The sequence below is a fragment of the Deltaproteobacteria bacterium genome, assembly GCA_005879795.1.
In the GTDB taxonomy this organism is placed as follows: Bacteria; Desulfobacterota; Binatia; order DP-6; family DP-6; genus DP-6.
Genome location: VBKJ01000046.1, coordinates 1 through 13,105 on the forward strand (window position 1 = coordinate 1; position 13,105 = coordinate 13,105).

General features: G+C 73.6%; 15 protein-coding genes. 4 read left to right on the top strand and 11 right to left on the bottom strand.

What is annotated here, in order from left to right; genetic code table 11:
- The 9 genes from E6J59_02310 to yacG all read right to left on the bottom strand — a co-directional run.
- Positions 1 to 543 (bottom strand): cytochrome C assembly protein (locus E6J59_02310; GenBank protein TMB23257.1); only part of this gene is annotated, 543 nt, incomplete at its 3' end.
- Entirely contained in the window at positions 527 to 1,270 is a 744-nt protein-coding gene (locus E6J59_02315; GenBank protein ID TMB23258.1) for a heme ABC transporter permease, read from the bottom strand. The genes E6J59_02310 and E6J59_02315, both read right to left, overlap by 17 nt.
- Positions 1,195 to 1,908 (bottom strand): heme ABC exporter ATP-binding protein CcmA, encoded by a 714-nt coding sequence (gene ccmA, locus E6J59_02320; protein TMB23259.1) that lies wholly within the window; start codon positions 1,906 to 1,908, stop codon positions 1,195 to 1,197. The genes E6J59_02315 and ccmA overlap by 76 nt, the downstream gene beginning before the upstream one ends.
- 8 nt (positions 1,909 to 1,916) lie before the next feature.
- The gene (gene metG / locus E6J59_02325; protein TMB23260.1) at positions 1,917 to 2,435 is read right to left on the bottom strand and encodes a methionine--tRNA ligase subunit beta; all 519 of its coding nucleotides are present in this window, start codon (positions 2,433 to 2,435) and stop codon (positions 1,917 to 1,919) included.
- A gap of 102 nt (positions 2,436 to 2,537) precedes the next feature.
- A complete protein-coding gene (locus tag E6J59_02330) occupies positions 2,538 to 3,293 on the bottom strand; it encodes a cytochrome c-type biogenesis protein CcmH (protein ID TMB23261.1) in 756 nt (251 codons plus the stop codon).
- Positions 2,987 to 4,975 (bottom strand): heme lyase CcmF/NrfE family subunit, encoded by a 1,989-nt coding sequence (locus E6J59_02335; GenBank protein TMB23262.1) that lies wholly within the window; start codon positions 4,973 to 4,975, stop codon positions 2,987 to 2,989. Before E6J59_02335 ends, E6J59_02330 begins: the two co-directional genes overlap by 307 nt.
- A 3-nt stretch (positions 4,976 to 4,978) precedes the next feature.
- The gene (locus E6J59_02340) at positions 4,979 to 5,398 is read right to left on the bottom strand and encodes a cytochrome c maturation protein CcmE (protein ID TMB23263.1); all 420 of its coding nucleotides are present in this window, start codon (positions 5,396 to 5,398) and stop codon (positions 4,979 to 4,981) included.
- Between the two features lie 64 nt (positions 5,399 to 5,462).
- Entirely contained in the window at positions 5,463 to 6,269 is an 807-nt protein-coding gene (lpxA, locus tag E6J59_02345; protein ID TMB23264.1) for an acyl-ACP--UDP-N-acetylglucosamine O-acyltransferase, read from the bottom strand.
- A 3-nt stretch (positions 6,270 to 6,272) separates the two neighbouring features.
- Positions 6,273 to 6,476 carry a DNA gyrase inhibitor YacG gene (gene yacG / locus E6J59_02350; GenBank protein TMB23265.1) on the bottom strand — a complete coding sequence of 68 codons (204 nt, stop codon included), beginning with the start codon at positions 6,474 to 6,476 and terminating at the stop codon, positions 6,273 to 6,275.
- 81 nt (positions 6,477 to 6,557) lie between these two features.
- Between yacG and hemE the strand changes: the two genes are divergently transcribed.
- Genes hemE through E6J59_02370 form a run of 4 tightly spaced genes read left to right on the top strand, consistent with a single transcriptional unit; the run spans position 6,558 to position 11,374 of the window.
- Positions 6,558 to 7,586, top strand: a complete 1,029-nt coding sequence (gene hemE, locus E6J59_02355; GenBank protein ID TMB23266.1) for a uroporphyrinogen decarboxylase — start codon at positions 6,558 to 6,560, stop codon at positions 7,584 to 7,586.
- 10 nt (positions 7,587 to 7,596) lie between these two features.
- Positions 7,597 to 8,517 carry a ferrochelatase gene (gene hemH / locus E6J59_02360; GenBank protein TMB23267.1) on the top strand — a complete coding sequence of 307 codons (921 nt, stop codon included), beginning with the start codon at positions 7,597 to 7,599 and terminating at the stop codon, positions 8,515 to 8,517.
- Positions 8,514 to 9,902 (top strand): protoporphyrinogen oxidase, encoded by a 1,389-nt coding sequence (hemG, locus tag E6J59_02365; protein TMB23268.1) that lies wholly within the window; start codon positions 8,514 to 8,516, stop codon positions 9,900 to 9,902. The genes hemH and hemG overlap by 4 nt, the downstream gene beginning before the upstream one ends.
- Positions 9,272 to 11,374: a hypothetical protein gene (locus tag E6J59_02370; protein ID TMB23269.1), complete on the top strand. Its 2,103-nt coding sequence runs from the start codon at positions 9,272 to 9,274 to the stop codon at positions 11,372 to 11,374. Before hemG ends, E6J59_02370 begins: the two co-directional genes overlap by 631 nt.
- Positions 11,375 to 11,445: 71 nt before the next feature.
- Here the strand turns inward: E6J59_02370 and E6J59_02375 are convergent, their stop codons facing one another.
- Together E6J59_02375 and E6J59_02380 are read right to left on the bottom strand one after the other, a co-directional pair.
- A complete protein-coding gene (locus E6J59_02375; GenBank protein TMB23271.1) occupies positions 11,446 to 12,234 on the bottom strand; it encodes a class I SAM-dependent methyltransferase in 789 nt (262 codons plus the stop codon).
- Positions 12,235 to 12,255: 21 nt separating this feature from the next.
- Positions 12,256 to 12,870 (bottom strand): glutathione S-transferase family protein, encoded by a 615-nt coding sequence (locus tag E6J59_02380; protein ID TMB23270.1) that lies wholly within the window; start codon positions 12,868 to 12,870, stop codon positions 12,256 to 12,258.
- Between the last annotated feature and the right edge of the window lie 235 nt (positions 12,871 to 13,105).

Sequence of the window (13,105 nt, forward strand, 5' to 3'; positions counted from 1 at the left end):
CGAGCCGCCCTCGTTGCGCGTGATGACCGCCGGGTGGATGCCGCGCAGCAGGCGCACCGACACCATGATGATCGGGATGTCGAGCACGCCGATGATGCCGAGCACGGCGGCGTAGCGGCGGACGGCCTCCTCCTCGCCGCCGAAGGCGCGCAGCATGAGATAGCTCGCGTAGATCGCCCACAGGATGACGGTCATGGTGAGGCGCGGATCCCACGTCCACCACACGCCCCACACCGGCCGCGCCCAGATGGGCCCGGTCACGAGCACGAGCGTGCAGAAGAGCACGCCCACCTCGGCCGCGGCCTCGGCCAGGCGGTCGGCCGTGCGCGCGCCGTTCCGGAGGTAGACGGCGCTCGCGCCGGCGACCAGGAAGAAGCCCAGGAACGCGACCCACGCGGAGGCCACGTGGAAGTAGAAGATGCGCTGCACGATGCCCATCTCGCGCTCGGTCGGGACCGCCATGAACACGAGCCAGAGCGCGGCGAGCATCGAGGCGCAGACCAGGGGCGGCAGCAGGCGGCGCATGCTAGTCCCGCACAACATACGCAAAGAGGAGCCAGCCGGCCACCGCGAAGATCACGTCGAAGGCGGCGAGCACCGCGACCGCCTCGCGCGCCCCGGCGAGGCCGCCGGCCAGCACGGCCGCGGTCGCCTGCACGGCGCCGATCAGGAGCGGCAGGGCGAGCGGGAGGAGGAGGAGCGGCAGCAGCGTCTCGCGCGCCCGCGTGCGTGCCGCGACGGCGGTGAAGAGCGTGGCGAGCGCGGCGAAGCCCACATTCCCGAGCAGCAGGACGACGAGCAGCCCGGACAGGACGGGCCAGAGGTCGGCGTGCAGGAAGAGGCCCGCCAGCGGCACCACCACGGCCTGCGTCACGGCGAGGAGCACGACGTTCGCCGCGAGCTTGCCGGCGTAGATGTCGGCGGGATCGACGGGCGCGGAGAGGAGGCCCGCCAGGCAGTCGTTCTCGCGCTCGAGGAGGAAGCCGCGCTGGACGCCGGCAAGGCCCGTGAAGACGAAGCTCACCCACAGGACCGCCGGCACGAGCGCGGGCGCCGCTTCCGGCGTGGGGTCGTGCGCCACGGTGAGCACGACCAGGAGGAGCACGCCGAGCACGAAGACGCTCGCCAGGCTCTCGCGCGTCCGCCACTCGATGCGCAGGTCCTTCGCCAGGATGGCGAGCGCGCCGCGCACGGTCAGCCGCGCCCCACGACGACGGCCTGCCAGGCCGCGGCGACCACCACGGGCTCGGGCGCGCCCTCGTGCGCCCACGCGATGCGCCCGCGGTGGAGGATGGCGAGCCGGGTCGCGACCGGCGCCGCGCGCTCGAGGTCGTGCGTGGTGAGCACGATCGCGTGACCCGCGGCGCGCAGCTCGCCGAGGCGGCGCTGGAGCGCCGCCACCGCCTCGGGGTCGAGGCCGGCGAAGGGCTCGTCGAGGAGGAGGAGGTCCGGCTGGTGCAGGAGCGCGCGCGCGAGTGCCAGCCGCTGCACCATGCCGCGCGAGTAGGCGCGCACCCGCCGGCGGGCCGCCGCCTCGAGCCCGGCCCAGGCGATCAGCTCGGCGATGCGGGCGGGCGCCTCGGGGACGTCGAACAGGCGCGCATAGAAGGCCAGGTTCTCGGCCGCGGTGAGATCGACGTAGCAGAGGCTGTCGTGCCCGACGTAGCCGATCCGCCGGCGAAGCGGCGGCGGCGCCGCGCTCGCGTCGGTGCCAAAGAGCGCGAGCCGCCCGCCGCCCGGCCGGAGCAGCAGGGCGAGGATGCGGAGCAGCGTCGTCTTGCCGGCGCCGTTCGGGCCGAGGACCACCACCGCCTCGCCGCCCCGCACGACGAGGTCCACGCCGGCCAGCACCGGGGTGCCAGCGAAGGCGCGGACCAGGCCCTCGGCGCGGACCGGCGGGTCGCCCACCTAGGTACCTAGCGGACGACCGCTCCGGGCGCGACCGCCTCGTCCGGCCGGAGGAGGACCACGCGCTCGCCCTCGGACGCGGCCAGCACCATGCCCTGGCTCTCGACACCGCGCAGCTTCGCGGGCTCGAGGTTCGCGACCACCACCACCTGGCGCCCCACCAGCGCCGCGGGCTCGTAGTGCGCGCGGATGCCGGCCACCAGCTGGCGCTCCTCGCCGCCCCCCAGGTCGACACGCAGCACGAGCAGCCGGTCGGCGTTCGGATGCGGCTCGGCGGCGCGGATCGTCCCGATCTTGAGCTCGATCGAGCGGAACTGCTCGATGGTGATCATCATGTACCCTCCCCTCTCATTCGTCCTCCCCTCGCTCGAGCGCGGCCATCGCCGCGAGCGCCTGTGTCTCGAAGCGGGCCCGCATGCCGGCCAGGTCCACGTCGGAGAGCTTGCCCATCTGGTGGTCCAGCTCCGCCTCCTTGATGGCGGCGAGCGCCTGGCGCTTCTGGCGCTCCCAGCGCTCGCGCACGCCATCGCTCGCGGGCGGCGCGGCGGCGCGCGGGCGGAAGAGCGGCGCCGCCACGAAGAGCGAGGCCGCGGCGATCACCCCGAGGCCGAGCAGGTAGACGGCGAGCGTCATGGCTCGCGGTCCATGTCCTCGAGCTCGCGCGCGAGGCGCCGGCGCAGCTCGTCGTCGGCGGGCGGCTCTCCGGCGGCTGCGGGCGCCGGCGCGCGCACCCAGTGGCGGATGACGAGCGTGACGCCGAGCCCGCCCGTCAGGAGCGCCACGAACGGCGTCACCCACGCGAGCCAGTTGAAGCCGCCGAAGGTCGGCGACGAGAGCACCTTCTCCCCGTAGCGGGCGCGGAAGGCGGCGAGGATCGTCTCCCTGTCCTCGCCGCGCGCGAGACGCTCGGCGATCTCCTTCTTCATCGGCTCGCCCGACGGGCACTGGAGGTGGTTGCAGGCGTGGACGGTGAGCCCGCAGCCGCACTGGCAGGTGAGCGACTCCTCGACCTCTTGCTGGGTCGCGGCGACGGCCGGCGCCGCCACGAGCAGGGCCACGAGCGCGAGACCGGCCCCGCTCACTCGGCCGGCACCTGCGCCCGGCCCAGCTCGTACGCCACCGCGCGGCGCTCGGCCGCCGACGGCCACATCGTGACCAGCGTGCCGCCGGCCATGATGACGCCGCCGATCCACAGCCAGGAGACGAGCGGGTTCACGTAGGCCTGGAGCGTCACCAGGCCCGAGGGCGGATCGTAGGAGCCCAGCACGAGGTAGAGGTCCTCGCTGAGCGTCGAGCGCATCGCCACCTCGGTCGTCGGCTGCTCGGGCTTCTTGTAGAAGCGCTTCTCGGGCGCCAGGGTCCCGATCCGCCTCCCGTCGCGCCACACCGACACCTCGGCCGCGAGGCGCGAGAGGTGCGCGTTCTCGTCGCTCGTGATGCGCTCGTAGCGGAGCCGGAACTTGCCCGCCGCCATCTCGTCGCCCGGCTTGAGCGTCTCCTGCGCCTCGATGCGGAAGGCGCTCGAGGCGGCGATGGCGACGAAGATCGAGACCACGCCGACGTGGATCAGGTAGCCGCCGTAGCGCCGCCGGTTCTTCCCGACCAGCCGCCCGAGCGCGCGCGGCGCGCTCTCGTGGAGCATCGCCTGGCGCGCGCGCATGCCGCGCCAGAACTCCTGCGCGACGGTGCCGAGCACGAAGACGGCGAGCGCGAAGGTCGCGAAGGCGTAGCCGGGCGGGACGCGCGCCACGGCGAGCGCCGCAGCCGCCACGAGTCCCGCCGCCACCGGCCCCGCGAAGGCGCGCCGCAGGTTCCGCGGCGAGGCGCGCCGCCACGCGATCACCGGCCCCACGCCGGCCAGGAAGAGGAGGACCAGGCCGAGCGGCGCGTTGACGCGGTTGAAGAAGGGCGGCCCGACCGTGATCTTCACTCCCCGCACCCACTCCGAGAGCACCGGGAAGACCGTCCCCCAGAAGACCGCGAACGCGATCCCCACCAGCACCAGGTTGTTGAACAGGAACGCCGCCTCGCGCGACAGGAACGATTCCATGGTGGCCGGTGTGCGCAGCTCGGGGAACCGGTAGGCGAGGAGCCCGCCCGCGGCCAGGAGCACGAAGAGGAGAAAGCCGATGAAGAACGGCCCCAGACCCGACTGCGTGAAGGAGTGGACCGATGAAATGACGCCGCTCCGCGTGAGGAACGTACCGAAGATGGTGAGCGCGAAGGTGAGCAGGACGAGCACCACGTTCCACACCCGCAGCATGTCGCGCTTCTCCTGGATCATGACCGAGTGGAGGTAGGCGGTCGACACGAGCCAGGGCATGAAGGCCGCGTTCTCGACCGGGTCCCAGGCCCAGTAGCCGCCCCAGCCGAGGACCTCGTACGCCCAGCGCGCCCCGAGCAGGTTCCCGAGAGACAGGAACGCCCACGAGAAGAGCGCCCAGCGGCGTACGCTGCGGATCCACTGGTCGCCGAGCTGCCCGGCCGCGAGCGCGGCGATCGCGAAGGCGAACGGCACCGACGCGCTCACGTAGCCCGTGTAGAGCGACGGCGGGTGGATCATCATCCAGTAGTTCTGGAGGAGGGGGTTCAGGTCCGCGCCCTCGCGCGCGGCGACCGGCAGGCGCTCGAACGGATCGGTCATGAAGACGAGGAGCGAGAGGAAGAAGACCGCGACGGTCATGAGCGTTGCGGTCACGAACGGCATGAGCGCGCGGTTCCGCTCGCGGTTCTGCGCCTGCACGATGGTCGTGAAGAGCGTGAGCAGGAGAGTCCAGAAGAGGAGGGATCCCTTCTGCCCGCCCCACAGCGCCGCGATCGTGTACTGCGTCGGGAGCGTGCTCGAGGAGTAGGCGGCCACGTACTCGAGCGTGAAGTCGTGACGGAGGAGGGCGCGCAGGAGGATCACGGTCGCGATCACGACCAGCCCGAACACGGCGTAGGCGGCGTGTTCGGCGGAGCGGACGAGGTGCGCGCGGCGGCGGATACCGCCGGCCACTCCCGCGAGCGCGCCGTAGGCGGCGAAGAGGAGCGCGAGGCAGACGGCGAGGCGGCCGAGCTCGGGCATGGCTCAGGAGCCCGCCCGCGGCTCGCCGCCGCCGGCCGCAGGCTCGTACTTGGACGGGCAGCTCGTCATGATCTGGCGTGCGGCGAGCCCGTCCCGCCGGTAGCGGCCCTCGACCACGACCTCGCGTCCCTCGGAGAACATGTCGGGCCGGATGCCGCGGTACGCGACCGGAACTGGACTCCCCCCATCTTTGGTCGCGAGCTCGAAGGCGAGCTCGTTCGTGTGCGCGTCCCAGCGCACGCTGCCGTGCTTGACCCAGCCCTTCACGCGCAGCGTCTCGCCCAGGAGCGCGTCGCGGCGCGCGACGAACTCGCCCAGCTCGAAGTAGTACATCGAGGTGGTGCGGATGCCAGCGTAGACCAGGTAGGAGACGGCGGCCGCGATCAGCGCAGCCCCTACGATGAAGCGGCGTCGATTCAGCACGCGAGCACCCCGCGGGAACGCGGCCCGAGCCTACGGCAAGGGTCGCGGCCGCGCAAGGCGAACGTCACGCGTCCTCCGCCGCGTCCTCCCCCCGCGCGCGCACGGGCCCGAAGGCGACGCCGCGGCGCGAGCTGCGGATGAAGGCGAGGAGATGGTCGACGTCGGGCGAGCGCACCTCCGCCTCGACCCGCGCCATCGCGGCCGCGAGGTTGGTGCGCACGCGGAAGAGGATGCGGAAGGCGCTCGCGAGCGCCCCCATGCGCTCGCGGTCGAAGCCGGCGCGGCGCAGCCCGACGCGGTTCAGACCGCGCACCGTGTGCGTGCCATCAACGATCGCGAAGGGCGGCAGGTCGCGCGAGGCGCGCGAGAGCCCGCGCATGATGACGAGCCGCCCGACGCGGCAGTGCTGGTGCACGACGCAGTTGCCGGAGATGAACGCCTGGTCTTCCACCACCACGTGCCCGCCGAGCGTCGCCCCGGTCGCCATGATGACGTTGCTCCCCAGCCTGCAGTTGTGGCCCACGTGCGCCTGCGACATCAGGTAGTTGTCGTCGCCGATCTCGGTCCACGTGCCGGGCTCCGTGCCGCGATGCACCTCGGCGTGCTCGCGGATGACGTTACGGTCCCCGATGCGAAGCCCGGTCTCGGCGCCGCGGTACGCCACGTCCTGCGGCTCGTGGCCGAGCACGACGCCGGGGTGGATGACGTTGTCGGCGCCGATCTCGGTGCGGCCGGTCAGGTACGCGCCGGCCAGCACGCGCGTGCGCGGGCCGATCGCGACCGGCCCGTCGATGACGACGTAGGGACCGATCTCCGCGCTCCCATCGAGCGTGGCACGCAAATCGACGATCGCCGTCGGGTGGACGCCCACGCGCTAGCGCTCGCGGCCCGGCGGCGGCCCGCCCGGCGCGTCCGGCGTGTCGGGCTCGGCGGGGACCGGCTCTCCCGGGATGCGGTAGCGCTCGTCGGCCCAGGCGGCCAGGTCGAGCACCCGGCAGCGGTCGGAGCAGAACGGCCGCTGCGGGTTCCCCTCCCACGGCGTTTCGCGCCGACACGTCGGGCAGCGGACGGAGCGCACGACGGCGAGTCTAGCGGCTCGCGCGCCGGGCTGCCAGGCTTCGATTGATTCGCGCCCGCCCTTCGCGTAGCTCTCCCGGCGGTGGAAGCGCCCCCCTTCCTGGCGGCGTGCCGCCGCGAGCACGTTCCCTACACGCCCATCTGGCTCATGCGGCAGGCGGGCCGCTACCTGTCCGAGTACCGCGCCGTCCGCGAGCGCCTCGGCTTTCTCGCGCTCTGCAAGTCGCCCGACGCGGCGGCGGAGGTGACCGTCACCGCTGCGCTCCGCCTGGGTGTCGATGCGGCGATCATCTTCGCGGACATCCTCCTCGTGCTCGAGCCGATGGGCGTGGGGCTCGAGTTCACGCGCGGCGATGGCCCTCTGATCCGCCGGCCCGTGCGCTCCGGCGCGGACGTCGACCGCCTCGCCGAGGTCGATCCCGCCGCGCTCGGCTACGTCGCCGAGGCGGTCAGGCGCACCCGCGCCGCGCTCCCGGCGCGGGTGCCGCTCATCGGCTTCGCCGGCGCACCCTTCACGCTCGCGTCGTATCTCATCGAGGGCGGCGGCTCGCGCACCTACGCGCGTACCAAGGCGCTCATGGCGACCGACCCGGACGCCTGGCGCGCGCTCATGGAGCGCCTCGTGCCCGTCGTGGCCGCGTACCTGAACGCGCAGATCGCCGCGGGCGCGGACGCGGTGCAGCTCTTCGACAGCTGGGTCGGCTGCCTCTCGCCCGCCGACTACCGCGCCCACGTGCTGCCGCACGTGCGCGCCTTGATCGCCGCGCTCGCGCCCGGGACGCCGGTGATCCACTTCGGCACCGGGACGGCGGGGCTCCTCGAGGCGATGCGCGCCGCGGGCGGCCACGTGATCGGCCTCGACTGGCGCGTCGACCTCGACGCGGCGTGGGCACGCCTCGGCCACGACGTCGCGGTGCAGGGGAACCTCGACCCGAGCGCCCTGCTGGCGCCCATTTCGGAGATCCGTGCGCGCGCCGCCGCCATCCTCGACCAGGCGGCGAGTCGCCCGGGCCACATCTTCAACCTGGGCCACGGCATCCTGCCCGAGACCCCGGTCGACCACGTGCGCGCGCTGGTCGACGCCGTGCACGAGCTGTCGGCGCGGCGCTAGGAGCAGGAGCATGGCCGCCGACGCCGTGTTGCTGATCGCCTTCGGCGGCCCGACGCGCGCGGAGGAGGTGCGGCCGTTCCTCGCGAACGTGCTGCGGGGTCGACCCGTCCCGCCCGAGCGCGTCGAGGAGGTCGTCCGTCACTACGAGGCGATCGGCGGCCGCTCGCCGCTCCGCGACCTGACCTTCCGCCAGGCGCGCCAGCTCGAGGCCATGCTCGCCGCGGCCGGCCCCGTGCTCCCGGTCTACGTCGGCATGCGGAGCTGGGAGCCCTACCTGGCCGACACGCTCGCGCGCATGGCGGCCGACGGCAGGCGCCGTGCGGTGGCCGTCATCCTCTCGCCGCACGCGAGCGAGGCGAGCCGCGAGCGGTACATGGAGGAGGTGGCGGCCGCGTCCGCCGCGCTCGGCCCGCGCGCGCCCGAGGTGCGCTACGCGGGCGCGTGGCACACGCATCCCCTGTTCGTGACCGCCGTCGCCGACGCGGCGACGGCGGCGCTGGTGACGCTGCCCGCCGCGCGCCGCGCCGCGGCGGCGCTGGTCTTCACCGCGCACAGCGTCCCGGTCGCGATGGCCGCGCGCTCGCCGTACGTGGCGGAGGTCACGGCCTCGGCGCGCGCCGTCGCCGAGCAGCTCGGGCGCACCCGCTGGCAGGTCGCCTACCAGAGCCGCAGCGGGAGCCGGCGCGAGTCCTGGCTCGAGCCCGACGTGAACGAGGCGCTGCGCGCGCTCGCCGCCGAGGGCAGACGGGATGTCGTGGTCGTGCCGGTCGGCTTCGTCTGCGATCACGTCGAGGTGCTCTACGACCTGGACGTCGAGGCGCGGGCCACGGCGCGCGCGGCCGGCCTGGGCTTCGCGCGCGCCAGCACCGTGAACGACCATCCCCTCTTCATCCGCATGCTGGCCGAGGTGGTCGCGGCAGCCGCCGCATGAGCGCGCGCGTCGCCGTGGTGGGCGGCGGCGTGGCCGGGCTCGCTGCGGCGCAGCGGCTGGTCGAGCGCGGCGTGACCGACTGCGTGCTGCTCGAGGCCGGCGAGCGGCTCGGCGGCTCGATCGCGACCGAGCGGAGCGGCGGGTTCACGATCGAGGCGGGCGCGGACTCCTTCTTGACCGAGAAGCCGTGGGCCGCCGAGCTGTGCGAGCGCCTCGGCGTGCCGCTGGTCGGCACGCGCGAGGGCGAGCGGCGCACGTACGTTGTCCACGACGGCCGCATCGAGCCCTTGCCGGAGGGCTTCCTGCTCCTCGCGCCGACGGACCTCGGCGCGCTCGCCGTCTCGCCCCTCTTCTCCTGGCGCGGGAAGCTGCGCATGGCGCTCGACCTCGTCCTCCCGTGCGCCGCGGACGCCGCCGACGAGAGTCTCGCCCACTTCGTGCGCCGCCGCTTCGGGCGCGAGGCGCTCGAGCGGGCGGCCGAGCCGCTCGCCGGCGGCATCTACACCGCGGATGCGGAGCGGCTCTCGCTGCGAGCCACCATGCCGCGCTTCCGCGAGCTCGAGCGGAAGTACCGGAGCGTGATTCGAGGGCTCCGCGCCGAGGCTGGCGCCATCAAGGCCGCGGGGGCACGTTACTCGCTCTTCGCCGCCCCCGCGGACGGCATGGGCGCGCTCGTCGAGGCGCTCGCGCGGCGGCTGCGAGAGGGCGTGCGCCTTCGCTCACCCGTGGGCGAGCTCGCGCGCGACGGTGCGACGTGGCGGCTCCGCGCGGGCGGGGAGGTGCTCGCCGCCGACGCCCTCGTGCTCGCCGCGCCGGCCCGCGCGCTGGCGCCCCTCCTCGCGCCGCTCGATGCGCAGCTCGGACGCCTGCTCGGCGAGATCGAGTACGCCTCCTCGGCGACCGTGACGCTCGCCTACCGGAGCGCCGACGTATCCGGGGCGCGCGGCTTCGGCTTCGTCGTCCCCGCCGTGGAGCGCCACGCGCTCATCGCCTGCACCTACGCGAGCCGCAAGTTCCCGGGGCGCGCACCAGAGGGCCACGAGCTGGTCCGAGCCTTCGTCGGGGGCGCGCTGCGGGCCGACGTACTCGCTCGCGACGACGGCGCACTGGTGGGGGTGGTCCGCGACGAGCTCCGGGATCTCGTCGGCATCACGGCCGCACCCGAGCTGACGCGCGTGCACCGCCACCGCCTGGCGATGCCACAGTACGCGGTCGGCCACCTCGAGCGGGTCGCGGCCATCGAGGCGCGCGCGGCGGCGCTCCCCGCACTTGCGCTTGCGGGCGCGGCCTATCGCGGCGTGGGTGTGCCCGACTGCGTGCGCAGCGGGGCGGCGGCGGCAGATTACGTGCTCGAGGAGCATCCGTGGCAGAGAGCCGAGGCCTGAAGCGCTGTGCCTGGCCTGCGCTCGCCTGGGGTGTCGGCCTCGCCGGCCTCGCCTACCGCATCCGGGAGCTCGGCCGCTACGGCTTCTGGAACGACGAGGCCTGGGTGGCCCTCTCGACGCGCGTGCAGGGTGTGGCGCAGTTTCGCCTCTCGCTGGGCCCCACGCCCGTGCTGTGGGCCGCGACCCTCCGGCTGCTCGCACCGCTCCCGCTGGCCCCGGAGGTGTCGCTGCGGCTCCTCCCGTTTCTCTTCAGCGGGCTCACCCTCTGGCTCGCGTTCCGCACGGGGAGGCACCTCGTCGGCGCGCTCGGCGGGCTCCTCGCGCTCGGCGCGATCGCCTTCGATCCCGGCTCGATCCTGTGGGCCAAGCTGCTGAAGCAGTACAGCGCGGAGGCATTCCTCGCCCTGCTCGCCTTTCATCGGGCGACCGTCTTCGGCCGCAGCCACCGGACGCGGGACCTGGTGGCGCTCGGGCTCACGCTCTCGGTCGGCGTCGCGCTCGCGAACGCGCAGCTCTTCGTGGGACCACCGCTCCTCGGCGCGCTGCTGGCAGACGCGATCGCGACCGAAGACTGGCCGCGGGCGCGCGCCGTCGTCGCCGCCGGGGTCGCGGTCGGCGCCTGGGACCTCGCCTACTTCAAGATCCTCGTCGCGCCGCACCTCACGGCGTCGCTCGCGGAGTACTGGGACAACGCGTACGTGACGGGCTCGGCGGACCAGGCGGCACGGTTCGTGGTGCGGACCCTCCAGGCGATGCTCGGTGCGACGTGGAGCGGCCTCGGGATGGTGCTGGCGCTGCCCTCGCTCGTGGCGCTCTTCGTGCGCGTGCGGGCCACGCGGCCGGTGCTCCTCGCCATCGTCCTCCTCATCGCCGAGCTCGCGTGGCTCTCGTCGCGGCGCCTCGTGCCGTTCAACGCCTCGCGAGTGATGCTCTTCCTCCTCACCGTCCTCAACGTTCATCTCGCTATGGCCTTCGGCTTCGCCGCCTCCCAGCTGTGGTCCAGGCGCGCGCTCTGGCCGCTCGCGCCGCTCCTGCTGGCCCTGCTCGTGCGAGACATCGCGGTCCGGCGCAACTGGGCCAGCCTCGGTCTCGTCGAGCAGGCCGAGAACCTGGGGCCGCTCGTGCGGATCGTCGAGGAATCGCGCCGGCCGGAGGACGCCGTCCTCGTCTACGACCGCAGCGTGTACGTCTACGCCTACTACCAGGGCCGCACGCCGGTGCTCGTCCCCGCGCCGGGCACCACCGTCGGGTTCGCACCGCTGATCGACGACCCGGGCGTCAGCGTCGTCGATGCCAAGCATGCCCCGGAGACCGCCGCGCGCGCCTTCGACCGCCACCCCCGCGTCTGGCTTCTCGGCTCCCGCTTCCGGGCGGGCGAGGAGTCCCGCATCCTGCGCGTGCTTCGTGCGCATGGCAGGCTGATCGCCGAGAGTCGGCGGGAGCGCGCCCTGCTCCTGCTCCTGGAGCGCTGACGGGACGGGAACGGAGCGGGACAGCGCCGCGCCCCGGGTCTCGACCCAGCCGGTCGCCGGGTGACGGACGATCAGACGGGAACGGGCCCCTCGTCACCCGCCGCGGACCCTGTCTTGATCGCCACGAGCGCCGCGACCGGGTAGGCGAACACGATCGCGTCGCCGCGCCGGCGCGTCCCGAGGCCGAGGCCGTCGTCGGCGAGCGAGTCGATGAACATCCACCGGATCCTCTCCGCGTCGCCCCGCTCCGGGAACGACCGCTCGAGGAGCCCTTCCAGCTCCGACCTGAGCTGGTAGAACGTCACGCGCGGCGCGGGGAGGCCGACCGCCCGAAAGAGCGCTTGCAGCTCCGCGAGCGTGAGCGCGCGCACGTGCGACGGATCGCGCAGCTTCTCCATGCGGTTGAGCGCCGCCGCCTTCGCCGGGTCCTCCGACGCCGCGACGTCCACCAGCGCGACCCGGCCCTCCGGCGCGCACACGCGCTTCATCTCGGCGAGCACGGCGCGCGGCTCGGGGAAGTGATGGAACGCGAAGCGCGAGACGACGAGCGAGAACGCGCCGTCGGGATACGGGAGCGGCAGCGCGTCGCCGACCCGCCAGGCGACGTTGCCGAGCCCCTTCTCCGCCGCGAGCGCCCGCGCCCGCTCGATCATCGCGGGCGTCACGTCGATGCCGGTCGCGTGGCGCACGACCGGGGCGAGGGCGCACACTACGAGCCCCGGGCCGCAGGCGACGTCGAGCACGGTGTCCTCGGGCCCCGCCCCGGTGAAGTCGACCAGCAGCCGCAGCGCCTCCTCGTCCCGAACACCCGGCGCGGTCGAGAACGGCACGGCCTGCTTGGTGAACTGCTCGACGATCAGGTCGCGGTGTGCGGGCATGGCTCAGTCGAACTCCCGCTGCGTGATCGGCACGTGCCCCGGCTGGCTCGCGACACGCGCGAGCCAGGTGCGAACGTGCGGGTAACGCCCGAGGTGGAAATCGCCCTCGTGGGCAACGTGCGTGTAGGCGTAGAGCGCGATGTCGGCGATCGTGTAACGCTCCGCGACGAAGAAGCGCCGCTCGGCGAGGTGGCGCTCCATCACGTCGAGTGCCTGGTAGCCGCCCTCCATCTTCTCCCGCAGCCGCTCGGGCTCGACCCTCGGGCCGGTGAACACGTGGAGCCACGCGCGCGCGACGGCGATGTACGGCTCGTGGCTGTACTGCTCGAAGAACATCCAGCGCAGGACGTCGGCGCGCCCGAATCGCTCGGCCGGGAGGAATGGTGTCGCCTCGGCCAGGTAGAAGAGGATCGCGTCCGACTCGGAGAGGCGGCGGCCGTCGTCGAGCTCGAGGACCGGGATGCGCCCGTTCGGGTTGATGGCGAGGAACTCCGGCGTGCGCGTCTCGCCCTTCGCGATGTCCCTCTCGATCAGGGTGAAGCGGTGACCGAGCTGGGAGAGGAGGAGGCGGACCTTGTAGCCGTTGCCGGAGGGCAGGTAGTCGTAGAGCTTCATCATCGACGCGCCTCTACTACGGTTGCGCGGCCGCGGGAATGTCGCTTCTCCCTTCGTGGAAAACGGCCCGCCCGGGCGTCGGGCGAGAAGGAGGCGGAGCGGCCGCAGCGTGCTCAAGCGCACCCTGATCGTCGTGAGACCCATGCAACCCACGCCATGCCGCAGCTCCGGAGGGAGAGCAACCGGGGCGCATGCCTCGAGCAGGAATTCTCCTTGCCGGCGTGCATCCCGTTCGCCT